Source organism: Streptomyces sp. NPDC058231, assembly GCF_042882275.1.
GTDB lineage: Bacteria > Actinomycetota > Actinomycetes > Streptomycetales > Streptomycetaceae > Streptomyces.
In genome coordinates, this window is sequence record NZ_JBHVWN010000091.1 from 1 (window position 1) to 26,934 (window position 26,934).

24 protein-coding genes and 2 pseudogenes are annotated in these 26,934 nt (G+C 71.1%); 16 read left to right on the forward strand and 10 right to left on the reverse strand.

Annotation, left to right across the window (positions count from 1 at the left end):
• Positions 1–256: 256 nt before the first annotated feature.
• A complete protein-coding gene (locus ACFVXE_RS35075) occupies positions 257–1,237 on the reverse strand; it encodes a D-cysteine desulfhydrase family protein (RefSeq protein WP_389677373.1) in 981 nt (326 codons plus the stop codon).
• Between the two features lie 173 nt (positions 1,238–1,410).
• Positions 1,411–2,826, reverse strand: a complete 1,416-nt coding sequence (locus ACFVXE_RS35080; RefSeq protein WP_389677375.1) for a DEAD/DEAH box helicase — start codon at positions 2,824–2,826, stop codon at positions 1,411–1,413.
• Positions 2,827–3,280: 454 nt separating this feature from the next.
• Between ACFVXE_RS35080 and ACFVXE_RS35085 the strand changes: the two genes are divergently transcribed.
• Positions 3,281–4,156, forward strand: coding sequence for an aldo/keto reductase (locus ACFVXE_RS35085; protein WP_389677377.1), 876 nt, complete (start codon positions 3,281–3,283; stop codon positions 4,154–4,156).
• 35 nt (positions 4,157–4,191) lie between these two features.
• Here ACFVXE_RS35085 and ACFVXE_RS35090 read toward each other — a convergent pair whose 3' ends face one another.
• Positions 4,192–4,770 carry a PadR family transcriptional regulator gene (locus ACFVXE_RS35090; protein WP_389677379.1) on the reverse strand — a complete coding sequence of 193 codons (579 nt, stop codon included), beginning with the start codon at positions 4,768–4,770 and terminating at the stop codon, positions 4,192–4,194.
• Positions 4,771–4,826: 56 nt separating this feature from the next.
• Between ACFVXE_RS35090 and ACFVXE_RS35095 the strand changes: the two genes are divergently transcribed.
• Positions 4,827–5,228 (forward strand): nuclear transport factor 2 family protein, encoded by a 402-nt coding sequence (locus ACFVXE_RS35095; protein ID WP_389677381.1) that lies wholly within the window; start codon positions 4,827–4,829, stop codon positions 5,226–5,228.
• Between the two features lie 118 nt (positions 5,229–5,346).
• On the opposite strand, the gene ACFVXE_RS35100 is transcribed toward ACFVXE_RS35095, so the two are convergent.
• Together ACFVXE_RS35100 and ACFVXE_RS35105 are read right to left on the reverse strand one after the other, a co-directional pair.
• The gene (locus ACFVXE_RS35100) at positions 5,347–6,189 is read right to left on the reverse strand and encodes a class I SAM-dependent methyltransferase (protein WP_389677383.1); all 843 of its coding nucleotides are present in this window, start codon (positions 6,187–6,189) and stop codon (positions 5,347–5,349) included.
• Between the two features lie 265 nt (positions 6,190–6,454).
• On the reverse strand, positions 6,455–6,808 hold the full coding sequence (locus ACFVXE_RS35105) for a VOC family protein (RefSeq protein WP_389677385.1): 354 nt from the start codon (positions 6,806–6,808) through the stop codon (positions 6,455–6,457).
• 228 nt (positions 6,809–7,036) lie between these two features.
• Here ACFVXE_RS35105 and ACFVXE_RS35110 point away from each other — a divergent pair, with 228 nt between their 5' ends.
• Positions 7,037–7,726, forward strand: a complete 690-nt coding sequence (locus ACFVXE_RS35110) for a response regulator transcription factor (protein WP_389677387.1) — start codon at positions 7,037–7,039, stop codon at positions 7,724–7,726.
• Positions 7,723–9,078: a sensor histidine kinase gene (locus ACFVXE_RS35115; RefSeq protein WP_389677389.1), complete on the forward strand. Its 1,356-nt coding sequence runs from the start codon at positions 7,723–7,725 to the stop codon at positions 9,076–9,078. Before ACFVXE_RS35110 ends, ACFVXE_RS35115 begins: the two co-directional genes overlap by 4 nt.
• A 30-nt stretch (positions 9,079–9,108) precedes the next feature.
• Here the strand turns inward: ACFVXE_RS35115 and ACFVXE_RS35120 are convergent.
• Positions 9,109–9,288, reverse strand: a pseudogene (locus tag ACFVXE_RS35120) (hypothetical protein); the annotation flags it as partial.
• A 47-nt stretch (positions 9,289–9,335) separates the two neighbouring features.
• On the reverse strand, positions 9,336–10,313 hold the full coding sequence (locus tag ACFVXE_RS35125) for a helix-turn-helix transcriptional regulator (RefSeq protein WP_389677390.1): 978 nt from the start codon (positions 10,311–10,313) through the stop codon (positions 9,336–9,338).
• Between the two features lie 148 nt (positions 10,314–10,461).
• On the opposite strand from ACFVXE_RS35125, the gene ACFVXE_RS35130 reads away from it, so the two are divergent.
• The 3 genes and pseudogenes from ACFVXE_RS35130 to ACFVXE_RS35140 form a co-directional block, all read left to right on the forward strand.
• On the forward strand, positions 10,462–11,130 hold the full coding sequence (locus ACFVXE_RS35130) for a YbhB/YbcL family Raf kinase inhibitor-like protein (RefSeq protein WP_389677391.1): 669 nt from the start codon (positions 10,462–10,464) through the stop codon (positions 11,128–11,130).
• Between the two features lie 294 nt (positions 11,131–11,424).
• Positions 11,425–11,820, forward strand: a complete 396-nt coding sequence (locus ACFVXE_RS35135) for a molybdopterin-binding protein (protein WP_389677393.1) — start codon at positions 11,425–11,427, stop codon at positions 11,818–11,820.
• 231 nt (positions 11,821–12,051) lie between these two features.
• Positions 12,052–12,272, forward strand: a pseudogene (locus tag ACFVXE_RS35140) (DUF4158 domain-containing protein); the annotation flags it as partial.
• A gap of 38 nt (positions 12,273–12,310) precedes the next feature.
• On the opposite strand, the gene ACFVXE_RS35145 reads toward ACFVXE_RS35140, so the two are convergent.
• Positions 12,311–13,396 carry a DUF5937 family protein gene (locus ACFVXE_RS35145; RefSeq protein ID WP_389677395.1) on the reverse strand — a complete coding sequence of 362 codons (1,086 nt, stop codon included), beginning with the start codon at positions 13,394–13,396 and terminating at the stop codon, positions 12,311–12,313.
• Between the two features lie 102 nt (positions 13,397–13,498).
• On the opposite strand from ACFVXE_RS35145, the gene ACFVXE_RS35150 reads away from it, so the two are divergent.
• From ACFVXE_RS35150 to ACFVXE_RS35160, 3 genes are all read left to right on the forward strand, one after another.
• Entirely contained in the window at positions 13,499–14,776 is a 1,278-nt protein-coding gene (locus ACFVXE_RS35150; protein ID WP_389677397.1) for an MFS transporter, read from the forward strand.
• Positions 14,777–15,057: 281 nt separating this feature from the next.
• A complete protein-coding gene (locus ACFVXE_RS35155; RefSeq protein WP_389677398.1) occupies positions 15,058–15,636 on the forward strand; it encodes a carboxymuconolactone decarboxylase family protein in 579 nt (192 codons plus the stop codon).
• Positions 15,633–16,502 carry an RNA polymerase sigma-70 factor gene (locus ACFVXE_RS35160; protein WP_389677400.1) on the forward strand — a complete coding sequence of 290 codons (870 nt, stop codon included), beginning with the start codon at positions 15,633–15,635 and terminating at the stop codon, positions 16,500–16,502. Before ACFVXE_RS35155 ends, ACFVXE_RS35160 begins: the two co-directional genes overlap by 4 nt.
• 246 nt (positions 16,503–16,748) lie before the next feature.
• Here ACFVXE_RS35160 and ACFVXE_RS35165 read toward each other — a convergent pair whose 3' ends face one another.
• Positions 16,749–17,219, reverse strand: a complete 471-nt coding sequence (locus ACFVXE_RS35165; RefSeq protein ID WP_389677402.1) for a molybdopterin-dependent oxidoreductase — start codon at positions 17,217–17,219, stop codon at positions 16,749–16,751.
• Positions 17,220–17,780: 561 nt separating this feature from the next.
• On the opposite strand from ACFVXE_RS35165, the gene modA reads away from it, so the two are divergent.
• From modA to ACFVXE_RS35190, 5 genes are all read left to right on the forward strand, one after another.
• On the forward strand, positions 17,781–18,611 hold the full coding sequence (modA, locus tag ACFVXE_RS35170; RefSeq protein WP_389677403.1) for a molybdate ABC transporter substrate-binding protein: 831 nt from the start codon (positions 17,781–17,783) through the stop codon (positions 18,609–18,611).
• A complete protein-coding gene (locus ACFVXE_RS35175; protein ID WP_389677405.1) occupies positions 18,608–19,486 on the forward strand; it encodes an ABC transporter permease in 879 nt (292 codons plus the stop codon). Before modA ends, ACFVXE_RS35175 begins: the two co-directional genes overlap by 4 nt.
• A gap of 109 nt (positions 19,487–19,595) precedes the next feature.
• Complete coding sequence (locus ACFVXE_RS35180; protein WP_389677407.1) at positions 19,596–20,687, forward strand: ABC transporter ATP-binding protein; 1,092 nt, start codon at positions 19,596–19,598, stop codon at positions 20,685–20,687.
• Between the two features lie 129 nt (positions 20,688–20,816).
• A complete protein-coding gene (locus ACFVXE_RS35185) occupies positions 20,817–21,236 on the forward strand; it encodes a molybdopterin-binding protein (protein WP_389677409.1) in 420 nt (139 codons plus the stop codon).
• A gap of 207 nt (positions 21,237–21,443) precedes the next feature.
• Positions 21,444–23,279, forward strand: a complete 1,836-nt coding sequence (locus ACFVXE_RS35190) for a glycoside hydrolase family 15 protein (RefSeq protein WP_389677410.1) — start codon at positions 21,444–21,446, stop codon at positions 23,277–23,279.
• Positions 23,280–23,361: 82 nt separating this feature from the next.
• Here the strand turns inward: ACFVXE_RS35190 and pip are convergent, their stop codons facing one another.
• Positions 23,362–24,324 (reverse strand): prolyl aminopeptidase, encoded by a 963-nt coding sequence (gene pip / locus ACFVXE_RS35195; RefSeq protein WP_389677412.1) that lies wholly within the window; start codon positions 24,322–24,324, stop codon positions 23,362–23,364.
• Positions 24,325–25,165: 841 nt separating this feature from the next.
• On the opposite strand from pip, the gene ACFVXE_RS35200 reads away from it, so the two are divergent.
• Positions 25,166–26,650, forward strand: a complete 1,485-nt coding sequence (locus ACFVXE_RS35200) for a UDP-N-acetylmuramoyl-L-alanyl-D-glutamate--2,6-diaminopimelate ligase (RefSeq protein WP_389677414.1) — start codon at positions 25,166–25,168, stop codon at positions 26,648–26,650.
• Positions 26,651–26,934 lie beyond the last annotated feature (284 nt).

Consider the following 26,934-nt stretch of genomic DNA (forward strand, 5'->3'; position numbering starts at 1 on the left):
TCACGGCAAGTTGGTCACGGGTCTCGTCCAGGATGCGCATACCACAACAACGAGCCACCGAACGGGAAGCAACACCTTGATTCCCTGCAAGCCCTGAGGGCTGTCCCGTAATCCCTGGCGGGCGCACCACGACAGCTGCGGGCCTCGCCGCGTTGTCGGAACGCCCGCATACATCCAGTATGCGTACGTCCCTCCGCCTTACGATGCACCGCATCTGACGCCGCGCGCTGATCCACCAGGGATTACGGGACAGCCCTCAGGATTTCGACGCGGTCAACGCTGCCTCTGCTTTCGCGACTGTCGCCGCGTGGCCGAAAAGGCCGGGCATACCGCCCGAGTGCAGGAAGACCGTGCGTTGCCCGGACACCACGTCACCGTCCTCGACCGCCGCGATCAGCCCGGCCATCGCGCGTCCGGTGTAGATCGGGTCGAGCACGATGCCCTCGGTACGCGCGGTCAGGGTCAGAGCGGCCATGGCCTGCTCGGTCAAAACCCCGTAGCCGTCGCCGACCTGGTCGAGCCGTACTCTCAGCGTCTCGGGTGCACACGGCGTGCCGGACAGGCCGGAAACCATGCCGGACACGGTCCTGACCGGATCGTCGACAGCACCGCAGTGGACTCCGATCACTCGGGCGGAGCCGAGCGGATCGACGAGTCCGGCCATGGTTCCGCCCGAACCGACCGCGACGACGACGGCCGCCAGGTCAGGGGCCTGGGCGAGAAGTTCCCGCCCGCATTCGACGTACCCGCGTGCTCCGAGCACGCTGGAACCACCGAAGGGGATGAGCGCGGGAACCCCGCCCTGCTGCCGCAGCCGCGCCGCCACCTCCCGGGCAGCGGCGTCGAGCGCGGCGTCGCCGGCCCAGACGACCGTGGCACCGAGGAGTCCGTCGAGCGCGAGGTTCCCGGAGTTCGACGATCCGGGAGCGCCCGCGAGCACGAGTACGACATCGAGCCCCAGCCGGGCACCTGCGGCCGCGGTCAACCGGGCGTGGTTGCTCTGCGGCGCGCCCGTGGTCACAAGGACTGTGGCGCCTTCGGACTGCGCGACGCCGCACGTCCACTCAAGCTTGCGGACCTTGTTCCCGCCGCCACCCAGGCCCGTGAGGTCATCGCGTTTGATCCACAGGTCGTCCGCGCCCAGTCCGAGCGCACGGGCCAGCCGGGGCATGGGCTCCAGCGGGGTCGGCCACGTCCCGAGCACTGCCCTGTGCGGGGTCCGGCTGTCCGCGCTCACCGCAACCGCCCTCCGTCCGGCTGCCGCCGTGTCTTTCCGCTGGTCGTCCCGCCGGGCGCAGAAACACCCGGTGGCTGGAAGACGCACGATATCGCGGACGGCGGACCGATCCGGTCGGCAGAGGTGTGGCCGTACAGCACACCGGCGGGTCTCCACGCCGGGTTCCGGCCGCGCTACGAGCCGCGACGCACCCGAGCGGCCTTACGGGCCTCGGCCAGCTTGCGGGCCTCACCGCCCCGGCGGGACCCGCCGCCGGAGCGCCCGGACTCGCCTCTGGCGGTTCCCATGCCCCGGAACGGGGCATGGCCGCTCCTGGGTCCCGCCACGGCGGGACCGCCGTCGAGAGGGACTCCGGAAGGGGCCCTGGCACCGGTGATCCGGCTCAGTTCCGCCTCTCCCGAGCGCACCGCGGCGTTTTTCGGTGCGATGCCGGCGTCGGCCATCAGCCGGCTCATCTCCCGGCGCTGGTTCGAGAGGACCAGCGTGACGACGCTGCCGGACTCACCGGCCCGGGCGGTGCGTCCCGCGCGGTGCAGATAGTCCTTGTGGTCGGTGGGCGGATCGACGTTGACCACCAGGTCCAGGTCGTCGATGTGCAGGCCCCGGGCCGCGACATTGGTGGCCACCAGCGCGGTGACCTGACCGTTCTTGAACTGCGCCAGGGTGCGGGTGCGCTGCGGCTGGGACTTCCCGCTGTGCAGCGCGGCGGCGCGGACGCCGCTGGCCCGCAGGTGCCTGGTCAGCTGGTCGACGGCGTGCTTGGTGTCCAGGAACAGGAGCACCCGGCCGTCACGGGCCGCGATCTCCGTCGTGACGGCGTAGCGATCGGCGCCGTGGACGGTCAGCACATGGTGTTCCATCGTGGTGACGGCCCCCGCCGACGGGTCGACCGAGTGGACGACCGGGTCATGCAGGTAGCGGCGTACCAGGAGTTCGACGTCACGGTCCAAAGTGGCCGAGAACAGCATCCGCTGGCCGTCCGGGCGCACCTGGTCGAGCAGCTCGGTGACCTGCGGAAGGAAACCCATGTCACACATCTGGTCGGCCTCGTCCAGCACCGTGACGCGCACCCGGTCCAGCCGGACGTCCTTGCGCTCGATGAGGTCGTGCAGGCGTCCGGGGGTCGCCACGACGACCTCGGCACCGGCCCTCAGTGCACCGGCCTGCCTGCCGATGGAGATGCCGCCGACCACCGTGACCATCCGCAACTTGAGCTCCTCGGCGTAGGGCGTGAGCGCCTCGCCGACCTGCTGGGCCAACTCCCGGGTGGGGACGAGAATCAGCCCGAGCGGCTTCTTCGGCTCGGCGCGCCGGTTCCCGATGCGGGTGAGCAGCGCGAGTCCGAAAGCGAGGGTCTTGCCCGATCCGGTGCGCCCCCGGCCCAGGACGTCCCGGCCCGCGAGGGAGTTCGGCAGCGTGGCCGCCTGAATCGGGAACGGCTCGTTCACGCCGAGACGGGTGAGCGTCTCCAGCAGGACGGAGGGCAGGTCCAGGTCGGCGAACGAGGCGGCCGCCGGGAGCGCCGCGGTAGCCGTCTCGGGCAGGTCGAGCTCGCCCTTCGGGGCGTTCGTACGGACTGGGCGCGTCATGGGAGAGCCTTCCTCGATGTGCGGCACGTATCGAGGAATTTCCGGCAGGCGGAACCGCCGGCAAACCGCAAGAACGGGCATATGGACGTGATGGGATCCGATCCACGGTAGCAGCCGGGGCTCATCCGGGGCGCGCTGCCGGGTCGGCCGCCGGAGCTGCGCGGCCCGGGCGGCGGCGGCTCCGGACCATCGGACCGGTCCTGCGGCTCCTCCCGGAGCGGATCGGTCGCGCCCGTCGCCCGGTGCGGGCACACAGCGCGTTCGGCCTGATGAACGCCCTCCGACCAGGTCGCACGCACGGAGCGCCACGGCGGCCGTCTCCCGGTGGTGGGCGGGCGCCGGGTACGGCAGCAGCCCTTACGTCCCCGCGCCACTCCTGCCCCGTGCCCCGGTCGTTCCCGTACGCGAGACTTGATTGTGTCGTTTCGTTATCCGCCCGGAAAGGATCCGCACCATGACCACCTCAGCCGCACCCCGCCCCGCCGATTCCTCCGGCACGTTCGCGCTCGGCGGCGACCTGACCGTCAACCGCCTCGGCTACGGCGCCATGCAGCTCACCGGACCAGGCGTCTGGGGCGAGCCCGAGGACCCCGACGAGGCGATACGCGTGCTGCGTCGCATCGTGGAGCTCGGCGTGAATTTCATCGACACCGCGGACTCGTACGGTCCCTTCGTCAGCGAGCGCCTGATCCGCGAGGCACTGCACCCTTACCCGGACGATCTCGTCATCGCCACCAAGGCCGGCCTGACCCGCTCTGGTCCTGACGACTGGCGTCCCGTGGGCCGCCCCGAATACCTGCGTCAGCAGGCCGAGCTGAGTCTGCGCCACCTCGGCCTGGAACGTATCGACCTGTACCAGCTGCACCGAATCGACGAGCAGGTGCCGCTCGCCGACCAGCTCGGCGAGCTCAAACTCCTCCAGGAGGAGGGCAAGATCCGCCACATCGGTGTCTCCGAGGTGACCGTCGAGCAGCTCGAAGCGGCCCGGAAGCTCGTGGACGTCGTCTCCGTGCAGAACCTGTACAACCTCGCCGACCGGAGCGCCGAGGACCTGCTCGTCCATGCCGAGCGCGAGAACATCGCGTTCATCCCGTGGTTCCCGATGGCCACCGGCGAACTGGCCCGTGCGGGCGGCCCGCTCGACGCCGCCGCCCGGGACCACGGCGCGAGCCCCTCGCAGCTCGCCCTGGCCTGGCTGCTCCGCCGCTCGCCGGTGATACTCCCCATCCCCGGCACCAAGAGCGTCGCACACGCGGAGGAGAACGTGGAGGCCGCTCGCCTCACGCTGAGCGACGCCGAGTTCGAGGCGCTCGCCGCAGCGGTGGCCTGAACACCCCCGGACCCCGTCCCGCCGGTCCACGCACGTCAACGGGCCGTGTCCCGGCGGGGCACGCCGGAGCGCCGGTCCAGGAGAAGCAGGGCCTGCTCGGCCCAGGTGATGTTCTCCCGCTCGAAGGCGCGGCCCCGCATCAGCGTGAGGTAGGGGCCGATGCGCTCGGCGCCGGCCAGGAACTCCTGTTCCGTCCGCCCGTCGAGCAGGCGGGCGCGGAGCCGGTCGTAGCGGGCGAGCTTGGCCCGCGCCCATGCGAGGCGCTCCAAGACGGCTGCCCGCACCGCATCGGGGTCGCCCTCGTCGACGGCGTGCACCTTGACCATCAGCTCGTCGCGGATGGCTGTGGGCCTGGGCAGTTCGGTGGTGAACTCATGCAGGGCCACGCGCCCCGCCTCCGTGAGGGAGAACAGCCGCTTGTCGGGCCGCCGTTCCTGCCGGACGAGCCGGGCCTCGATCAGGCCGTCGGACTCCATGCGGTCGAGTTCCCGGTACAGCTGCTGCGGTGTCGCCATCCAGAAGTTGGCCACCGAGGCGTCGAAATCCTTGGCCAGGTCGTATCCCGAGGCCTCGCCGTCCAGAAGTGCCGCAAGTACCGCATTGCGCAATGCCATGGCGACACCCTACCCTCCACACCTATTCAACTAATTGACTATGAGAGGTGGCGGGGATGCACGCTTTCCGCACGGCCGTCGAGGCCGGGGACCATGGAGCGATCGAGGCCCTGCTGGCCGAGGACGTCGTGTTCACCAGCCCCGTCGCGTTCAAGCCGTACACCGGAAGGGCGATCACCGCGTCGATCCTGCGCGGCGTCTCACGGGTCTTCACCGACTTCCGGTACGCACGCGAACTGGCGGGAGCGGACGGCCGCGATCACGCGCTGGTCTTCAGGGCGAAGGTCGGCGACCGGGAGATCGACGGCTGCGACTTCCTGCACATCGACGAGGACGGCAAGATCGATGAACTCACGGTGATGGTCCGCCCCATGTCGGCCGCGCAGGCGCTGGCGGAAGCCATGGGCGCGCAGTTCGAGCGGATCTCGCGGGAGGCGGCGGAGGCGGCACGCGGCTGAACATCGGCGCCCGGGACCGCGGACCCCGCAAGACGTCAGCGACCGGGGCGCCGACCCGGGGGCGGCCCTCCGGTGGGCCGTCGGCGCGATGCCGGGCGGGATCGAGGTGCGACGGCGGTCACGGCGGGGCCTGCTGGGCCCGCCGCCCCCAGGCCGTGATCATTCCTGGCGGCAGCGCCGCACACTCGGGCGATTCGAGGTACCGGACCGCCTCGTCGAGCGTCGTGTCGTCCACCAGTCCGGTGGCCAGGATCGACTCCCGCGCCCGGCCCCATGTCTCGGCCCAGAAACAGCTGATGGGGCTCCCCGGAACCAGCGGAGGCACATGGATCTCGGCGGCGACTGCGTGCAGCCCGGTGGCCCGTAGCAGTCGCGGGTAGTCGGGAACCCAGGAGATGTCGGTGCCGATGGTCTCCCGCAGCCCCTGCCACATGGCCCGCATCACCTGGGTGTACGGAGTCCTCGGCGCGGTCGCGGTGGTCAGGTCGACGGCATCGCTGAGGACCAGCACCCCGCCGGGAGCGAGCAGTCCGCCCAGCGCGGCGATCAGACGCTGCCGTGCGGGGAGGTGCATCAGGACGAATCGGGCATGCACCAGGTGGAACCGGCCGGGGTCGAACCCCGGGGCCCCGATGTCGGCCTCCAGGGCGGTCAGCCCGGGGTACGGGTGGGCGGCCAGGAAGCGTGTGTCGCGGTCGACGGCGAGCACACTCGCGACACCGGCCTCGCGCAGCAACCGCCGGGCGATGGTACCGGTGCCCGCTCCCACATCGAGGCAGTTCCAGCCCGGCCCGGCGCCCAGATCCCGCAGGCGGGCCATGGTCATGTCGTCGTACGTGAGCGCTGCGAGATCGATGCGGTCGTCCTCGCCGGGTTCCTCGGGCCGGAACACCGCCTCGCCGTAACGGTCCGCCGGGGACGACTCCGGCGGACATCCGTCGGACCGGGCACTGGCGCACATGCGTCGGTCACCGCCTCCTTGCCTCGGCGGGCATCGAGCGAGCGGTGTGTGATGCCCCGGCATGGGGGGCACCGCCCGCGGCGCGTACTCCCCTCAGTATGGCCGGGGTGCTCCAGGGCGCGAGTTCGGCCACGAGCTCGCCGCGATGCTCCCGCGACAGCCCCGCAGGGGGCGAAACGGGACATGGCCGCGCGGGCCCGGCCAAGGGGAACATCTCAACGACCCAGCCGGCCGCCGGCACGTCACCGCGGGCGTGAAGACACTGTCAGCCGGGCTGCCACAGCTCGACCCGGTTGCCCTCAGGATCGGTGACCCAGCCGAACCGACCGACCCCTTCCATGTCCTGGGTCTCCTCGGCGACGTCCGCTCCCTCGGCGCGCAATTGCGCGAGCATCGCATCCAGGTCGCGGACACGGAAGTTGAGCATCGTCTGCTGGGCGCGGGACCCGAAGTACTCGGTCTCGGACTCGAAGGTCGCGAACACCGTCACTCCGGACTCCTGACGCCACAGGCCGTTCACATCGGCGTCCAGGCCCAGGCAGTCGCGGTACCACGCACCCAGGGCCACCGGGTCGGCGGCTCGCATGAAGTATCCGCCGACTCCAAGCACACGTTCCATGTCGCCATCCTGCCAGGAGCGCGATCGCCCGCCTCACAACCGGGCGGCGACGTCGCGCCGGCTCGCCTCATGGCCCGCGCGGGCGGCCATGAACGGCACGCAGGCGCCGGAGGCGCATCCGGACGACCCGATGGGCGACGGAACGCAAACCCGCCACTTTCGTCTACAGTCTTGTAGACAGCAATGCGGCGGCCCGGTTGCGGGGCACGACGGAAGGGCTCGACTGCCGTGACGGATCCTGCGCAACGCCGTGTCCTGGTCGTCGAGGACGACCACGGGCTGCGCGACGTGCTCGCCCGCGGGCTGCGCGAGGAGAATTTCGCCGTGGTGACCGCCGCCAGCGGGGCAGGCGCCCTGCGTACCCTCGGCGACCCGGTGGACGCCGTAGTCCTCGACATCGGACTGCCCGACTCGGACGGCCGGGACGTGTGCCAGGCCATGCGTTCAGCGGGCCTGCGGGCTCCCGTGGTCTTCCTCAGCGCGCACGACACGCTCACCCACCGGCTCTCGGGCTTCTCCGCGGGCGGCGACGACTACCTCGCCAAACCCTTTCACCTGGCCGAGCTCGCCGCGCGGATCCGGGCGGCGCTGCGGCGTACCGGTCCGGACCCGGCGATCGAGGTGGCGGAGCTCCGGCTCGATCCGGTGCGCCATCTCCTGGAGGTGCGTGGCAAGCCGGTGGCCCTCACGCCCACCGAATTCCGCCTGCTCGCCTCTCTGATGGCCGCGCCCGGAAACACCGTGCGCAGAAGGGAACTGTTGCGCACGGCCTGGCCCCACGGGGCTCGGGTCAGCGAGAACACGCTCGACCAGTACCTCACCCGGCTGCGCCGGAAGCTGCGCGAGGCGGACAGCCCACAGGAGATCAGCACTGTACGTGGCGTCGGGTACCGCCTGGTACGAGGCGGTCACGCGTGATCCGACGGCTGCGCACCTCACTGCCCGGCACCCTGCGGGGCCGCCTCGCCCTGCTCGCCCTGGCCTCCTCGACGGTCTGGGTCGCCGCACTCACCGTCGCGTTCGACATAGCCCTCGCAGGACGGCTGAGCAGCCAGGCCGACGACCTGCTGCGGACCCGTGCCGCGGCGGTGGCCGCCACCGTCGAGGCGCGCCCGGACGGCGGAATCGTCGTCCACGAACCGGCCGACGACCGCGCCCTGGATGTCGGCAGTTGGATCTACCGCGGCAGCACGGCCGTCGAACGTCCGAACGCACCCGCCGCCCTTCAGCGGCAGGCGGACGGGCTCGCCGACCGTGGCAGCAGCTACCGGGAGTCGGCGGGGAGCAGCGCATCCCGGCTCTACGCCCGGCCGGTGCGCGCCGGTGGCCGCCGGACCGGCACCGTGGTCGTCGCCGTCCCGCTCGACCCGTACCGCAGCACCGCCCGCGCCGCCTTCGCCGGTTCGGCCGTCCTCGGGCTGCTGCTCCTGGGCGGGGTGTACCTGATGACCCGCACCATCGTGGGGCGGGCCCTGCGCCCTGTCGCCGAGATGAGCAGCCGGGCGGCCCGCTGGAGTGAGCTGGGTGCCGCCGAACGCTTCGGCACCGGTCGGCGCCCGGACGAGCTGGCCTCGCTCGCCACCAACCTCGACGAACTGCTGGACCGGCTCACCGCCGTACTGCGCCACGAGCAGTTGCGCACCGCGGAGCTGTCGCACGAACTGCGCACCCCGCTGGCCCGCATTGTCGCCGAGACCGACTGGCTCACGGCCCGGTCACGGGATGCGGCCGAACAGCGTGCCTCCCACCGGGCGATCATGACCGCGGCCACCACCATGCGGGACATCTGCGACACCCTGCTGTCCGAGGCCCGCGCCCGCACCGGGCAGCCCCCCGGCCGCTGCCGGCTGCCCGCACTGGCCCAGCACCTGGCTCAGCAGTACACGCGACAGCACCCCGGTGCCCCGCCGCTGTCCGTACGGGGCGGCGACGCCGTCACCGCAGGGGTGTCCCCGGCGGTCGTGGAGCGCATCCTCACGCCCCTGCTGGACAACGCCCGCCGCTATGCCGCCACCGCAGTCACTCTGGCGTACGCGCGGACACCGGACGGTGTGGAGCTGACCGTGACCGACGACGGCGCGGGGCTGCCGCCCGGGACCGGCCCCGCCCTCTTCGAACCGGGCCACCGCGCCGACCCGGACGACGGTCATGACGGAGCCGGTCTCGGGCTGGCCCTGGCCCGGCGGCTGGCCCGCGCGTCCGGCGGCGACGTCGACTGGGATCCGGCCGCCTCCGGCGCCCGGTTCGTGGTCAGCCTTCCGACTGCGTGACGGGGCGTCGGACGCGTCCCGGCGGGTCACCGTCAGATAGCCGACCAGTGCCAGGACCAGAACGAGGAAGATCGCGCTGGTGCCCACCGTGCCCAGGCCGAGACCGCCGTCGGCGAGCGCCTGGGAGAGATGGTCGCCGACCGAGGCCCCAGCGGCCCCGTCACCCCGGCGGGCGCCGCGGCCGAAGACCGGCACGGCGGACCTGAACACATCGTGACTGCTCCCCCGGCCGGAGCCCGGGACGCCGGCCGGCCGGTTCAGGCCACGATCGCCCGGGAGCCCGGGCGGGCGAGCGCCGACGAGCGTTCCGCCACCATGGTTCGCAGCGCCTGTTCGGCCGCGGCGTCCGCCGGGGTGACGGCGACCAGGCGGAGGCCGGACTCGCCGGGCGCGGCCAGCGCGTCGTAGCGGACCGTGATTTCACCGACCGTCGGATGCGCCAGCCGTTTGCTGCCGTGGTCTCTCTCGCGGACCGTGTGATCCGCCCACCAGGCGGCGAACTGCGGGCTGTGTGCGTGCAGTTCGCCGATCACCGCGCGCAGTCCGCCGTCGTCGTGCTGCCGGGCGAGGTTCGCCCGCAGATTGCCTACGGTCTCGCGGGCCACTTTCGCCCAGTCCAGCTGCATCGCGGCAACCGGCGTGTCCAGGAAGAGCATCCGGGCCAGGTTGTCCTGGTCGCCGGTGCCGAAATCCGTCCCGAAGAGGGCCTCCGCGGCGGCGTTGTGTGCCCGGATGTCCAGCCTGGCGTCCAGCACGTAGGCGGGCAGCAGAGGCATCCCGTCCAGCAGCATCCGCAGCGAGGTGCCGACCCGCGCGGGGATGTGCCCGGTCACCGGGGCCTCACCGCGGGCGATGACGTGCAGGTGCCGGCGCTCGGCCTCCGACAGCCGCAGCGCCGTCGCGAGTGCGTCCAGCACCGCCGCCCCAGGGGTGCCCACCCGGCCCTGTTCCAGACGGATGTACCAGTCGATGCTGACTGCGGCGAGCTGTGCGACCTCCTGGCGGCGCAGCCCTGGCGTACGGCGCCGGTCCGTGGCGGGCAGCCCGACGTCCTCCGGCCCCAGCCGGGCCCGCATCGCCCGCAGGAAGGCCGCCAATTCGGCCCGCCCGGGCGTACGGTGCGCTGCCGCCGGGCGTCCGGCGGCACCAGCCCGGTCCTCCTGTACCGCCCGGCCGGGTGTCGCCGCCAGGCCCGCCCCTGCCCCTACGTCTCTCCACGCCTCTGTCCCCGCCATCCCCCCATGCTCCGGAAATGGCCGCGCGCCGTCCACCCGTGAACCTGGTAGTCGGAACCCCAGGGTGCGAAGAGCCTTCCCGCCGCCTCCGACGGCCCCGGAGTGTGGTCACCACACCCCGAAACGCACCGATCCCGGGAGGGCACCCATGAAGACATCCGTACGCACCGCCATCGCACTGTCGGCCGTCGCCGCCGCGACGGGGGCCTGGACCACCGTGGCCCAGGCGCACCCCACTTCACCCGCCGCAGCACACGACGCGGTGCACGCCCCGTCCGGCGATGCCGGGTACGGCTGGGCGGCCGTCCGCGAGGGCGTCCCCGACAGCGCGGCCCACTTCACCGTCACCAGCCCCGACGTCCGCGACGGCGGCACCTTCCCCACCGACGCCTACGCCAACGCCTTCGGCTGCGCCGGCGCCAACCGGCAGGTCCGGCTGGCCTGGCACGGCGCCCCGCGGGGCACCCGTAGCTATGCCGTCACCATGTACGACCCCGACGCACCTTCGGGCTCCGGCTTCTGGCACTGGCTGACCTGGGACATCCCGGCGGACGCCACCGCCCTGGGCACCGATCTGCCGTCCGGTGCGGTGGCAGGCACCGACGATGCCGGCGTGACCGGCTACCTGGGCCCCTGCCCGCCCGCCGGCGATGTCACCCACCACTACTGGATCAGCGTCTACGCCCTGGACGTCCCGACCCTGGCCTTGCCCGCCGGCACCCCTGCGGCGGTCACCACCTTCACCATGTCCGGCCATGTCATCGGGTACGCCCGCCTGACCGCCCTGGCTCACCGCCCGGGTCCGGTCGCCGAGTGATCTCGTGTGACGGGCAGTTCGCGGTGACCCACCGTCATGGGCTTTCGGCCGAGGAGCAGTGCTCCACGGGTCCGCCGCGCCCGGGCAGGACGTTCGGCCGGACACCCCGGGCGCGCAGGCGAAAGCGGCGTGGCCCGGGGCATCCGGCCGGCCGGTGCGGGTCGGCGTGCAACGGTTGGCGGCAGGCGTAGCCGGCACACTGGGCCGGGTGACCATGCGACAAAGTCTGCACATGCCATGTCGACACGCGAAATAGCTTGCATATGCAAGGAAAAGTTGCCTATCCTGGCGTGTATGCAGTCCTACACCATCGGGCAGGCGGCCCGTCTCCTGGGTGTGAGCCCGGACACCGCCCGGCGCTGGGCCGACGCCGGGCGGGTGGCCACGCATCGCGACAAGAGCGGACGCCGGCTCATCGACGGCCGGGATCTGGCCGCCTTCTCGATCGAGGTCGCCAAGACCGGGACCGGCGAGGAGGACGCCTCGTACACCTCCGTCCGCAACGCCTTTCCGGGCATCGTGACCGCGGTCAAGCTCGGTGATGTGGCGGCCCAGGTGGAGATCCAGGCCGGGCCGCACCGGCTGGTCTCGCTGCTGACCCGGGAGGCCGTGGAGGATCTCGGCCTGGAAGTCGGCGTGGAGGCCACCGCCCGTGTGAAGTCGACCAGCGTGCACATCGACCGCACCTGAGCGCGCGAGCCGACGCCGGTGCCGCCGCGAAGTTCCGCGCGTCCACGGGCACGGCCTGTGTGGTCCGTGGTGTGCGGTGAGGCCGTCGCGGAGGGTCATGGACGCGGGGGTTGAGGAACATCCATGTCAGAGTGTGCGCTAAGCCCTCGCGGCCTCGATTGACGCATTGACCTGGGCTGATCGCGCGGCGCAGCCTTCACGGGTCGATGTTGTCGATCTTCGGAGGACCTGGTGGCGGTCGAGTTCCTGCCGGATCAACAGGCAGCCCGGTACGCGGCGTTCAACGGCGCACCGTCTCGTGCCGAGCTGGAGCGGTACTGCTTCCTGGATGACTCGGATCTGGAGAACTGCAGGCCAAGCGGCGTTCGCACAAGCGGATCGGGTCCGCGGTCCAGCTGACGAGCGTGCGCTGCATGGGCCGGTTCATGCCGGATCCGCGGCAGGTGCCGGCCGGGGAGAAGTCGTCCGCGTTCCGACGGACGGAAGCTACTCAGCGCAGTACGGCCGCCAGCAGGTCGGCGCCCAACGCCGTCAGATCGGGCAGATTGAGGGTGTACCGGACGTAACGACCGTGCCGTCGAGTCGTGAGCAGGCCCGCGCGGCGCAGGACGGCGAGATGGCGGGACACCTCCGGGGGTGAGAGTTCCCAGAAGTGGGCCAGCTCGGCGGTGGTGTGCGGGCCGCGGGCCAGGGTGCGCAGCAGCCGCAGCCGTACCGGATGCGCGAGCGCCTCCAGCCGGAGGGTGACCGTCTCCAGAGAGACCGGCTCAGCCGGACTCGGCTCGGCGACGGGGTACTGCACCACCGGATGCCACCCGGGCGCGTGGACGGCCACCAGGTGCGGGCGGCCGAAGACGCTGGGGATGAAGGTGACCCCGGCGCCACGGGCGGCGGTCGCCTTGTCCTGCACCTTGTCCACGATGATGCAGTCGCCGTCCGGTGCCAGGGTGACCGCGCCGGAGACCGAGGCGATTGCCGCCCCGACGCCGTGGCGCCTGAGCAGTTCGTTCTTCAGTCGCAGATCGGTGGCGAGCTGCACCGCGGCGCCCGCCCAGGCGCCGTCGAAGAAGGCTCCGGCGCATTCTTCGAGGGTGTGGCGCACCCGCGCTCGCACCGCGGCCGGGTCCGCGAGCAGCCGTTCCGCGAAGGCCTCCTGCAGCGCGCCGCGGGCCTGGGCCACGTCCAGGGCCCGTTCGCGCGCTGTCGTGTCGGTGAGCGGCGACACCCCGGGGAAATGGACCCGGTTGCTGCCGCACGTGGTGACGAGCGCGGCGGTCACATACGTCTCGTCGTCTATCCGGTCCACGTCGTCCAGCTCCTCGGCGAGCGTCGGCCGGGGCCGCGCGGGGATCAGGAAGTCGGCCTGTGAGGAACGCCAGAGGAACTCCGCCTCCCTGAGCCGCTCGGCCAGTTCCGGCCGCAGCGCGGCCCAGACGTCCGCGGCCCAGCCGGCGAACTGCGGATGGTGACCGGGTTCGGCCAGCACGTGCAGCATCGCGGTCAGCTCGGCCAACGGGGAGGCGGCGAACCGCACTCGCCCGGACGGCAGACCGCTGATGTCGATCCTCAGCGTCATCCCCCCATCATCACCGCCCGGACAACCTGGCGACGGCGCCGATTGACGATGTGCGTCAACCGACGTGCCCTGCCCCGGCGGCCGCACGCACCGTCTGACTCCATGGCAACCATCACCGGAATACAGCCCCGCGCCCTCGTCCGCGCCTCAGGAGGCCCCCGCTATGCCGTCGCCCTGGCCGTGGACGCGCTGGGCACCGGCCTGCTGCGGCCCTTTCTACTGCTCTTTGGCATGAAGGTACTGAGGCTGACCGCTCCGGTCACCGGCACCGCCATGACGGTCGGCATCGTCGCGGGTCTGGTGTGCATGCCCGCAGTGGGCCGATGGCTGGACCGCGGCGCACGCAGCACGGTCGTGGCGGCGTCGATGCTGGTGCGGGTGCTGGGCGTGGCGCTGCTGCTGGCCGCCCCGGCGGGGCACGTCTGGCTTTTCGCGACGGCGGCACTCTTCCTCGGCATCGGCAACCAGGCATGGCCGGCCGCCCACGCCGCGCTCGTGGCCACGGTCGCCCACGGCCGAGAACGCGACACCGCCCTCGCAGGGGCCCGCGCCCTGCGCAACGCCGCCCTGGGCGTCGGAGCACTCCTTGCCACCGTATGCCTGGCGGGCGGCACCACCGGACTGCGGGCACTGGCAGCTGTCACTGCGCTCGCCTACCTTGCCGCAGCCGCCCTGGCGTGGTCGGTCCACGTGCACGCACATCCGACGGAGGCCGCCCCGGCCAAGGACCGGGACGGCGAGCCCGCACCCCGGATGCTCGCGCTCCTTGCCGCCAATGTGGTCTACGCCTTCTGCCTCAACGTCCCCGAGATCGCACTCCCTCTGGTCCTGTCGACGCAGCTCCACGCGTCACCGGTGTGGCCGGCAGCCGTCTTCGTGGCCAACACGGCGCTGGTCGTCACCCTGCAGGTGCCGGTCACCGTCCTCATGTCCCGCCTCTCCCGGCGGACCGTGCTGGCCCTCTCCGGCGTGGTGCTGGCCGCGTCCTACCTCGGCTTCCTCGCGGCCACCTCACTGGGACACGGCTGGGGTATCCCGGCCGTCGCCGCGGTGTCCGTGGTCTGCACGATCGGCGAGATCATCTACGCCGGCAGCGCCACCGCGCTCGTCACCGCACTCGCCCCGGCCCATGTCCTGGGGCGCGCCCTCGCTCGCTTCCAGCTCTCCACCGGCTTCGGCCTCGCCGTCTCCCCGGCGGTCATCACCACGCTCGCACCCCACGGCCCGGCCGCCCTCTGGGGCAGCCTCGCCGCCGCGACACTCCTCTCCGCCTCCGCCGTTGCCACCAAGAAGGATCAAGGAACGCGGCTCAGCGGTTGCTGCCCCCGGGAGCGAGCAGGCATACGTGCTCGGCAGCCTTCTGGTGACGGTTTGGAGTAGCGGCGGACGTTCTCCGTCTTCTTGCCGCAGACGTCAGCCTCCCACCAGGGCCGACGTCGGCATGGCGCACGATCTGACATGGATGTCCCTCAACCCCCGCCACGGCGGGCGTCTGTGTTCAGCGCCGGCCGGTTGCTGCCCTTCTGGCTGCGAGCCCACTGATTTCGCCGCGCTCCCGGCCGGTGCGTGCTGACGGTCCGCATGTGGTGGCGGTGGTGTCACATTCACGGACCCGGTGGTGTCTTCATGTCGAACAGGCCACCGGACAAGGAGAGAACACCATGACATCGCGCATTCCCAAGGCTGAGCTCCCCGCCGGGATGAGGGACAGCCTGATCAAACAGCTCGGTGCCGTGCCCGAGCCCGTCGAGGTGCTGTTCAACAACCCCGACGTCGCCACGTCCAACCTGGAGTTCTCGGCCGAGGTGGGCGCGTGGAATGCGGCCGACACCGGCCTCAAGACGTTCGCACACATGGCTGTTGCGGCGCAGGTCGGCTGCAGCTGGTGCCTCGACATCAACTACTTCGCGGCGCTGAACCAGAGTGTGGACGTGGCCAAGGCGAGCCAGGTTCCGCGCTGGCGGGAGTCGGAGGTGTTCACGCCACTGGAGCGGGAGGTGATGGAGTACGCCGAGGCCATGACGAACACGCCGACGACCGTCACCGACGAACTGTCGGCGAGTCTGCTCGAACGGCTCGGTCCGGCTGCGCTGGTCGAGCTCACCGTGTTCATCGGCTTTGCCAACCTGTCGACCAGGACCAACACGGCGCACGGGATCACGTCGCAGGGCTACTCCGACGCGTGCGGGATTCCGCTGGCGGCGCGCCCCGAGAAGTCCCGGATGGCGTCGACGGCATGACCGAGGATCCGTTCGTCGCTCATCGCAGCCTGCTGTTCACGGTCGCCTACCAGATGCTCGGGTCCGCGGCCGACGCGGAGGACGTTCTGCAGGAGTCCTGGCTGCGGTGGGCGGACGTCGACCGCGCGCAGGTGCGTGACCCGCGGGCCTACCTCGTCCGGATCGTCACACGGCAGGCGCTCAACCGTCTGCGGTCGTTGTCGCGCAGCCGCGAGGAATACGTGGGCGAGTGGCTGCCGGAGCCGCTGCTGACCAGCCCTGATGTCGCCGACGACGTCGAACTCGCAGAGAGCGTATCGATCGCGATGCTGACCGTGCTGGAAACGCTCGGACCCACGGAGCGGGCGGTGTTCGTGCTCCGCGAGGTCTTCGAGGTGCCGTACGGCGAGATCGCCGGGGCCGTCGGGAAGTCCGCGGCCGCGGTGCGGCAGATCGCCCGGCGGGCGCGCGAGCACGTGGCGGCCCGGCGGCCGCTGGCGCAGGTGAGCCGGTCGGAGCAGCAGGCCGTGGTGGAGCGGTTCCTGGCCGCGTTGCGAACCGGGCAGTTGCAGGAGCTGATGGAGGTCATGGCGCCGGACGTGGTCCTGATCGCCGACGGCGGCGGGCTTGCGTCCGCCGCTCTGGCTCCGATCCGCGGGGCCGAACCGGTGGCGGCGGTGCTCGCGCGCGCGAACCGGCAGGTGGTGGACGCGCTCGAGACGATGACCGTGTGGCTCAACGGCGCGCCTGCGGGCCGGTTCGAGGTCGACGGCGAGCCGACCGCGGTGAGCCTCGTGGTGGAGAGCGGGCGGGCCACCCGGATCTACCTGATGAGAAACCCGCGGAAGTTGACGCGGCTGGACGATCCGGCCGAACTCGCCAGGTAGGCCGCTGCTCTGGCGTCGTGAGTGTTCGGGGTGGTCGGAGCCGCCAGGAACACTCACGACCGCACGCCGGACGGCAACCGGGGACCGACGATTCACCCCGGAGGCCGTGGACGACCACGACAAGTCCCACGCGACCGGTCCCCGGAGCCGGGCGATCGGCACCGGTACGCCCCCGACGGCCAGGCACGGCGGACGGTCACCGATGTATTCCGGCCGGCTGCTCCCTGCTGTTCGGTCGCATCGGTGTCACGTCCGGGCCGCGTAGCCGCCGTCCACGCGAATCGCCCTGATGCCGCTGATGTGCCGGGCGCCGCAGCGGTCCCGCTCCAGGACGAGCTGGGGGCCGGCCCGGTCGAGCGGGGCGTCGTCGATGCTGGCAGCGAGCAGGACGGACGCGCGGCCGAAGTCGGGGTCGATCTCCGCCCAGGACAGGACGGCGTGATGACCGTCCGCACCTGTCACAGCGATCAGGAACCGCATACGGTCCTTGCGCCGGGTGGGGTCGAAGGCGGGGCCCGCGTCGGACAGGACGTCGTACAGCAACGGCCCTGCGAAGCGATGGTGCCGGATACCGCTCGTCGCGCACTCGAAGCTCACCCGCGCCCGGTGCTGGGGCCAGGCGAGCAGGTCGGGCACCGTCAGCCGGACCGGACGCGCCAGGTCACCGGTCAGGGCGACCTCTGCCACCTGTGCGGCGGCCGCAAGGGGATGACACACGGGCTACCACCTCCCGAATGCCGATACCCGTGCAGCGCTCCCGTATAAACGCACATGCCCACTGACCTCCGCTGTCTGTCCAGCTCATGCGATGCGACAGGAGACTTCCGCCTCGTATCTGCGGCAGTATGATCTGCACATGCACACCTACGGGATCGGGGAACCGGCTGCCGTGCCGGGTGTCGGCGTCGGCGTGCTGCGGCGCCGGGCAGGCGGACGGACGCTCGGTCCCGGGCCGGGCCGCCGGACGGTCCCGGACCGGAACCGGCTTTCTCCATCCGGGAGTTGCACCGAGCCGAGTGGACGGACAACGGTCCCTCGGTGCGCGACCGACTCTCCGGCACCGTCGTCGGCGTGAGTCCCGGAGCGGCGTCTGCGCAGGTGCGGCCCCGGGCCGTTCCGGACGGTGCGCATGACCGGCCGGGAGCCGACCGGGGAACCGAAGCCGGATCCCGGGGTCCGGCGGTGACCGTGACCCAAGTCGACCGATGTGGTCGTCGAAGGACCGTGGAGGAGTCCGACGGACTGCTCCGGAAGAAACCAGAGGGAGTAGACCCCGTGATGACCCGTTCCGCACGCCGGACCCGCCGGACCCTGCAGGTGGCCGGCGCAGGCGCCGCTGCGCTGTTGGCACTGAGCGCCTGCTCCTCCTCCGACGACTCCTCGGCCAAGTCGGACTCCGCCTCCCCCTCCGCCACGGACTCGGCGAAGCATCTCTCCGGCACGGTGACCGTCTTCGCCGCCGCCTCGCTGAAGGAGAGCTTCACCACCCTGGGCAAGGAATTCGAGAAGGCGCACCCGGGCACGAAGGTCACCTTCAGCTTCGGCGGCAGCGACTCCCTCGCCGCGGGCATCACCGGTGGCGCCCCGGCCGACGTCTTCGCCGCGGCCAGCCCCAAGACGATGGCGATCGTCACCGACAAGAAGGACGCGGCCGGCACACCGTCCACCTTCGTGCGCAACCAGTTGGAGATCGCGACTCTGCCGGGCAATCCCGACAAGGTCTCCTCCCTCAAGGACCTCACCAGGTCCGGCCTGAAGGTCGTGCTGTGCGACAAGACGGTGCCGTGCGGGGCGGCCGCGCAGAAGGCGCTGGACGCCAGCAAGCTCGAGCTCACCCCGGTCTCGTACGAGCAGGACGTCAAGAGCGCCCTGACCAAGGTGGAGCTGAAGGAGGCCGACGCTGCCGTGGTCTACAAGACCGATGTGAAGGCCGCGGGTGACAAGGTGGAAGGTGTGGAGTTCCCCGAGTCCGCCGAGGCCATCAACGACTACCCGATCGCGCTGCTCAAGGACGCGCCCAACGCCGACGCGGCGAAGGCGTTCATCGAGCTGGTGCAGTCCGCCGAGGGCCAGAACGTCCTGACGGCGGCCGGCTTCCTCAAGCCGTGACCGAGCTGGACAGGTCCGGCGCCGCGGACGAGGTCCCGGTGGGTGGCGACGCCCACCGGGACCGGCCGCGGCGCCGGCGCTCCCGCGCGGACGCCCGGGGCAAGGTACCGCTGCCTCTGCTGCTGCCCGCCCTCGTCGGCCTGGTGTTCCTGTTGCTGCCGCTGGCCGCCCTTCTGGTGCGAGCCCCGTGGCGCAGCCTGCCTGACCAGCTGACCAGCCCGGAGGTGTGGCAGGCACTCCAGCTGTCCCTGGTGTGCGCGACCGCCGCGACCGCGGTGAGCCTGGTGCTGGGCGTGCCGCTGGCCTGGGTCCTCGCGCGTACCGACTTCCCCGGGCGCGGCTTCGTACGGGCCCTGGTGACGCTGCCGCTCGTGCTGCCGCCGGTGGTGGGTGGTGTGGCACTGCTGCTCGCGCTGGGACGCAACGGTGTCGTCGGGCAGTGGCTGGACTCGGCCTTCGGGATCACGCTCCCGTTCACGACGGCGGGGGTGGTGGTCGCGGAGGCGTTCGTGGCGATGCCGTTCCTCGTCATCAGTGTGGAGGGCACGCTGCGGGCGGCCGATCCCCGGTTCGAGGAGGCCGCCACCACGCTGGGTGCCTCCCGCTTCACCGCATTCCGCCGGGTCACACTGCCGCTCATCGCGCCGGGCATCGCGGCCGGCGCGGTGCTGGCGTGGGCGCGCGCGCTCGGCGAGTTCGGCGCGACGATCACATTCGCGGGCAACTTTCCCGGCCGTACGCAGACCATGCCGCTGGCCGTGTACCTGGCCCTGCAGAGCGACCCGGCAGCCGCGATCGCGCTGAGTCTGGTGCTGCTCGCCGTGTCCATCGCGGTCCTGGCCGGCCTGCGGGACCGTTGGATGACTGCTTCATGACCGGGACCGGTCGCGAGTTCCGCGCAGCCCGACCCGGACTGCCGGGACACCGGACCTCCGGTCTCTCCGTTCCTGCTCCCCCGTCGCGCGACAGCTGGGCGAACCTCTCATGACAGACATCGACGACGCCACCGGCGGCCTGCCCGCCACGGCCGCTTCCGCCGCCGGCCTGGACGCCCGTCTCGTCGTCAGCAACGGCGCCTTCCACCTGGACGTGACGCTGACCGCCGCGCCCGGCGACGTCGTGGCGCTCCTCGGGCCCAACGGCGCGGGCAAGACCACGGCCCTGCGCGCGCTCGCGGGTCTCGCCCCGCTCACCGGCGGTCATCTGCGCCTGGACGGCGTCAGGTTGGACCGGACGCCGCCCGAGTCCCGTCCGGTCGGCGTCGTCTTCCAGGACTACCTGCTCTTCCCGCACCTCTCGGCCCTCGACAACATCGCTTTCGGCCCACGCTGCCAGGGCGCGTCCAAGTCCGAGGCACGCGCGCAGGCCGCCGAGTGGCTGGATCGCATGGGTCTGGCCGATCATGCCGGTGCCAGGCCCCGTCGGCTGTCCGGCGGGCAGGCCCAGCGCGTCGCCCTCGCCCGGGCTCTGGCCACCCACCCCCGGCTGCTGCTGCTCGACGAACCGCTCGCCGCCCTCGACGCCCGTACCCGTCTCGACGTGCGCGCCCAGCTCCGCCGCCATCTGGCCGACTTCGAGGCGGTGGCCGTGCTGGTCACGCACGATCCGCTGGACGCCATGGTGCTGGCCGACCGGCTGGTCGTCGTCGAGCACGGCCGGGTCGTCCAGGAAGGGACGCCCGCCGACATCGCCCGCCGTCCGCGTACGGACTACATCGCCCAGTTGGTCGGTCTGAACCTCTACCAGGGACAGGCGGAGGGGCACACCGTCCGGCTCGGCTCCGGCACGGTCGTCACCACCACCGATGATCACACCGGGCCCGTCTTCGTCGCGTTCCCGCCCGGCGCGGTCACCCTCCACCGCGACCGGCCCACCGGTTCCAGCGCCCGCAACCTGTGGCAGTGCGAGGTAACCGGACTGGAAACACACGGAGACCTGATCCGCGCCGACCTCACCGGCGAGCTCTCCCTCGCCGCCGACCTGACCACAGTCGCCGCGGCCGAACTCGGCCTCCGCCCGGGCACACCGGTCTGGGCCACGGTCAAGGCCGCGCAGACGCACGCATACCCGGCCTGACGCGGCGCCCGCGCCCCTTCGCCCGGCGGATGCGACGAGCCGCGGGAGAGCGGCGTCCGACCCGGCTACGGTGAGGAGTACGGCAGGCGCACAGCCTGACAATCCCTACCTTGGGTGAGGCATTCCGTCATGAGCCTGAGCATCCGCAACCAGCTACCCGGCACGGTCACCACCGTCACCCCGGGCGAGGTCATGGCGACCGTCAAGGTCCGCCTCGACGGCGGTCAGGACATCACCGCCGCGATCACGCTGGAGGCCGTCGGGGAACTCGGCCTGGCCGAGGGCTCCGCCGTACGCATCCTGGTGAAGTCCACCGAGATCTCCCTCGCGACCGCCGCCGTCGAGGGCCTGTCCATCCGCAACCGGCTACCCGGCACGGTCGACCACGTCGCCACGGGCGGCGCCATGGCCTCCGTCAAGGTCACCGTCCCGGGCGGTGAACTCACCGCGGCGATCACCAAGGACGCCGTCACCGACCTCGGTCTCTCCGCGGGCTCCTCCGTCGTCGCCCTGATCAAGTCGACCGAGATCTCCCTCGCCGCCGTGTGAGGCGTCGGGGCACGGTTGGCCCACCCGTGCGCACCGGGTTCCCGCACCAGGCCGCCATGCCGGAACGGCGCTCTCCGCGCGGCCGCGGTCCGGGCAGCGAACCACGGCTCCGTCCCCCCGCGGCAGGCAGGGCGTGCGCTCGCTGACTGCGACGGCTCGGAGGTAACCTGAATTCATTGCTCCCGCTCCCCAGCACGGGGAGGCCAGATGATCACGAGTGAGAGCCTCCGCCCCTGCAGGGCCGACGCGCCCCGCTACATGCCCATCGCCGAGCACGGACTGATCGGCGATCTGCGCACGGCCGCGTTGGTCGGTACGAACGGCACCATCGACTGGTACTGCTGCTCGCGCTTCGACGCGCCCAGCGTCTTCGCGGCAATCCTCGACGCCGACCGCGGTGGGGCGTTCGAGCTCTCACCGGATGTGCCCGCGCGTACCAAACAGTTCTACTTCCCCGACACCAACATCCTGATCACCCGGTTCTTCGCGGACGAAGGAGTCGGCGAGGTCCAGGACTTCATGCCGATCGTCGACGACTCACGCGAGGCGGACCGTCACCGCCTCATCAGGCGGGTCATCTGCGTACGCGGGTCGATGCCGTTCACCGCGCGCGTCGCCCCCCGCTTCGACTACGGCCGGAGCCCGCACACGGTGAGTCAGCGGCAGGGGCATACCGTGTTCGACTCCCCGGATCTCTCGCTCGCGCTGACGTCCAGCGTCGCGGCCGATGTCGACGGCCTTGATGCGGTGGCCTCCTTCAAGCTGGACGAGGGACAGGCGGCGGTCTTCGCGCTCGACCGGATCGGCGGCAAGGTGGAACCGCGGTCCTGCCCGGTGATGGAGGCGGAGGAACTCTTCGGCGCCACGGTGCGGTACTGGCGGTCGTGGCTGTCCCACTCCCGTTACCGGGGGCGCTGGCGGGAGATGGTGCACCGCTCCGCGCTCACCCTCAAGCTCCTCACCTACGCGCCGACCGGCGCCATCGTGGCCGCGCCCACGACCAGTCTGCCCGAGCAGATCGGCGGCGAGCGCAACTGGGACTACCGCTACGTATGGGTGAGGGACGCCGCGTTCTGCATCTACGCGCTGCTCAGGCTGGGCTTCACCGACGAAGCCGAATCCTTCGTGCGCTTCCTGTCGGAACGCATCAGTCTCAGTGAGAGCGCCGGTGGCCCGCTGCAGATCATGTACGGCATCGACGGCCGCAGTGAACTGCCCGAGGTGGAGCTCCACCATCTGGAGGGCCACCTGGGATCGGCGCCCGTCAGGATCGGCAACAACGCCGTCAACCAGCTCCAACTGGACATCTACGGGGCCCTCATCGACTCGCTCTATCTCTACGACAAGTGGGGCCAGCCGCTGTCCAGCGAACACTGGGACACCATCGGCGCCCTGGTCGACTGGGTCTGTGACAACTGGGACCAGCCGGACGAGGGTATCTGGGAGACCCGTGGCAAGATCCAGAACTTCCTGTACTCGCAACTGATGTGCTGGGTCGCGATCGAGCGGGCGATGCGGATCGCAACCCATCGGGGTCTGCCGGCGGACATGACCCGCTGGGCCCACGTCCGTGACACGATCTACCGACGGATCATGCAGCGCGGCTGGTCCGAAGGACGGCAGGCGTTCGTCCAGCACGAGGGCGAGGACGTCCTCGATGCCGCCGTCCTCATGATGCCGCTGGCCAAGTTCATCTCACCGACGGACCCGAAGTGGCTCTCCACGCTGGACGTCCTGGGCGACGGCCTGGTGTCCGACTCCCTGGTCTACCGGTACGACCCCCGCAGCAGCCCGGACGGGCTGAGAGGCGAGGAGGGCACCTTCTCCATCTGCACTTTCTGGTACGTCGAGGCGCTCTCGCGCGCCGGCCGTGTGGACGAGGCCCGTCTCGCCTTCGAGAAGATGCTCACCTACGCCAACCACGTCGGGTTGTACGCCGAGGAGATCGGCCGCACCGGCGAACAGGTGGGCAACTTCCCCCAGGCCTTCACCCACCTGGCGCTGATCAGCGCCGCGTTCAACCTCGACAAGGCCCTGGGCTGAGACCACTGCCGGCCCGCGGGCCGGACAGCGACCGTCCGATCTGCGACGGCCTCCGTCAGGGGTCCGGTCCGCTGCTCCGCCGTCACCGCCCGGCGAAACGCGCCAGCACGCGGCGCACCTGCCCGTTCATCGCGGCGCTGCCCTGGTGCCCGGCGTCGTCGCAGACCAGCAGTTCCGAATCCGGCCAGGCGCGGGAGAATTCCCAGGCGGCACCGAGCGGACAGCTCAGATCGTGCCGGCCGTGGATGATCACGCCGGGGATCCGGGCCAGACGGCCGGCATCACGAAGCAGCGCGCCGTCCTCCAACCAGCCGTCGTTGGCCGCGAAATGGGCACATATCCGTGCGAACGCCAGCAGCGCGTCCGTCGCGCGACCGCTGTACGGAGCGGGCCTGCCGTTGGGCTCCAGGGAGAGAACGGCATCCTCCCAGGTCGCCCAGGAGAGGGCCGCACCCGCCCGTACGTCCGCATCCGGGTGTTCCAGGAGCTTCACATAGGCAGCGACCAGGTCGCCATCGCGCTCCCCCTCCGGCGCACCGTTCCTGAACCGCTCCCACTCCTCGGGAAAGAGCCGCGCGACCCCGCCGCGGTACAGCCAGTCGATTTCGGTCCGGCCCGTCAGCCAGAAGGCGGGCAGTACCAGTTCCGAGACCCGTTGCGGATGACGTTCGGCGTAGGCGACCGACAGGGCCGACCCCCAGGAGCCGCCGAAGATCAGCCATCTGTCGACCCTCAGGAACACGCGCAACTGCTCCATGTCACGCAGCAGATGCTCGGTGGTGTTGACCGCCATGTCCGTGGCCGGATCACTCGCGTGCGGGGTGCTGCGTCCGCACCCCCGCTGGTCGAACAGGATGATCCGGTAGCACTCCGGGTCGAAGGCCTTGGGGGTTCCGGACGGACTGCCGGCGCCGGGACCGCCGTGCACGATGAGCGCGGGCTTGCCGTCCGGGTTCCCGCGCTCCTCCCAGTGGACGAGGTTGCCGTCCCCGACGTCCAGCATTCCTTCTTCGCGGACCTCGGTGGAGGAGAAGGCGACAGGCATTCTTTTGAGCTCCTGGGTGAGCGGCGGTTCGACCCCCGACCGTACAGGGGTCCGCGGCGTACGCCCGGGGCGGCCGGCCCGAACGGCACCGGACCGCCGAGGCGTTGATCCTCGAGCGACCATGTTCCACCTCGCCCCGGCGCCGTGCAGCGACGACACCCACCCGGCTGCCGCGCCGACGGGGGCGACGCTCCGTGGCGAAAAGCAAGTCCCTTGCCCCAGGGCGCGGTTGGTCAGCCGCGGGCAGGGCCTGGCCACTCTTCGGGTCCTGGCGGTGGCCTCGGGCGTCCGTACCGCGAAAAGCTCTTTTCCTGCACACCTCCGCACGCCGCACCACCGCCATCCGGCTGCACGCGTCTCCGGGCTTCCGGGCTTCCGGCTGCGCCACCGCACGGCGGTTCCTCGCGGTGCGGGTGCCGGAGACAGCGCGGCAGCAATGACGCAGACGTGCGAACGAGCGGTGCACGATCGCCCCCGCGACTGGACGTACACTCCACACATGGGTCGCACATGCGGAGTGAGAGAGTGCCTGTTCCAGGCCGCTCATGCCCTGTGCCCGTCCGCCGCGTGCGCGACGGCCGTCGACCCGGTGAACGTGCCGGCGGTCCGCTGTCGCGCATTGCACGGCCACGGCTAGCGGTTCCGGGCAATTCTCAGCATTTCCCAGATCATTCCGCCCCTGCAGGCGAACCATTCTCTGCGCGCCCCCTCCCCGCCTCTGTAACCGCACAGCGACGGCTCTCGCCACAATTTCCCACTTTGTCACCCTTTGGCGCCCTGGCGCCACCTGCGCGCCGACCGCCGGACGACCGGCAGCCGGTGCATCTTCGAAAGGACCCTCGTGAAGTTGAGCGAGCTGCTCGCCGGGCACGATCATGAAGTCATCGAGGGCGATCCGGAGACAAGGATCACCGGAGGCATCTACTTCGACGCCCACCGCGCCACTCCCGGATCCCTGTTCATCGCGGTACCCGGCCATCGTGAGGGCGGCCCCGAGTCCATCGGAGCGGCCCTCGCACGCGGCGCGGTGGCGATACTCATCTGCTCCGCGACGGCGCGGCTTCCGGTCGCGACCTGGGCATCGACAGCAGGTGTATGCGTCCTGGCCGTAGCGGACACGCGCGAGGCGGCCGCGGTCGTCGCCTCGCGCTACCACAGGCAGCCGGGCCGGCAGATGAAGATGGTGGCCGTCACGGGCACCAACGGGAAGACGTCGGTTTCCTCCATGGTGGAATCGGTGCTGAGGGTCGCCGAGCACGCCAAGGTGGGGGTCATCGGGACGGGCGGCAGCCGGATCGGCGACGAACCGATCCCGATGCCGACGTCGGTACTGACCACACCGGAGTCGCCGGACTTCCAGTATCTGCTCGGGTACATGCGCGATCGCGGTGTCGGCACCGTGGCGCTCGAAGCCACGTCGATGGGCCTGCTGACCCACCGCCTCGACCACTCGTTCATCGACGTAGGGGTGTTCACCAACCTGACGCAGGACCACCTGGACGACCACGGCACCATGGAGAACTACCGGGACGCCAAACTGCGTCTGTTCGAGGGGCTGTGCCGGCGTGCGGTGGTCAACGCCGACGACCCGATCGGAGCCTGCATCGAGGCGATCATGCCCGGCGCGGTCGTCACGTACGGCATCGACGCGGAGGCGGACTACCGGGCGACCGACCTCACCATGGACGCCGTCGGAACCCGCTTCACCCTCCACCACGCCGGCCACAAGTATCCGGCGGCGATCCCCGTGCCTGGACGGTTCTCCGTCTCCAACGCACTGGCCGCTGTCGCAGCCTGCCACCTCATCGGGCACAACCTGGCCGGCCTGGTCGCCGCACTCGAGCAGTTGCCGCCGATCCCGGGAAGGTTCGAACGCTACGAGACCCCGGACGGCACGTCCGTCATCGTGGACTATGCTCACTCCCCGGACTCACTGGAGAAGGTGCTGACCACCATCCGCGGCTTCGCCTCCGGCCGGGTCGTCACAGTCTTCGGCTGCGGCGGGGACCGGGACGTCACCAAGCGCGCCCGGATGGGGGAGATCGCCGGCACCTACTCCGATCTGTGCGTCCTCACTTCGGACAATCCCCGGAACGAAGACCCCCGGGCGATCATGGATCAGATCGTCCCGGGCCTGCTCGCGAGCGGCACCACTTTCGAGCGGTTCGCCGACCGCCGCCGGGCCATCTCCTTCGCCCTGTCCGCCGCAGGGCACGGCGACGTCATCCTGATCGCGGGCAAAGGCAGCGAACCCCACCAGATCGTCAACGGGGAACTTCTGCCGTTCAGCGACATGGCGACGGTGCGCGAACTCGCCACGCGCTAGGGCCTTTCGTTTGGATCAGGCTGGATCAGGGAGCGGGGTCTGGTGCCGTGCATCGCAAGGCGGAGGGACGTACGCATACTGGATGTATGCGGGCGTTCCGACAACGCGGCGAGGTGCCGCAGCTGTCGTCGTGCGCTCGCCAGGGATTACGGGACAGCCCCTAGTAGGGCATGGTCATGTGCGGTCCGCGACGGCGTGTCTTCTTGATCGGTCGTGTCGTTGATCGGGTGTGCTGAATGAGGAGTTGGCTGCGGTCCGGTGTGATCTGGAGGACTTCGCGGCGG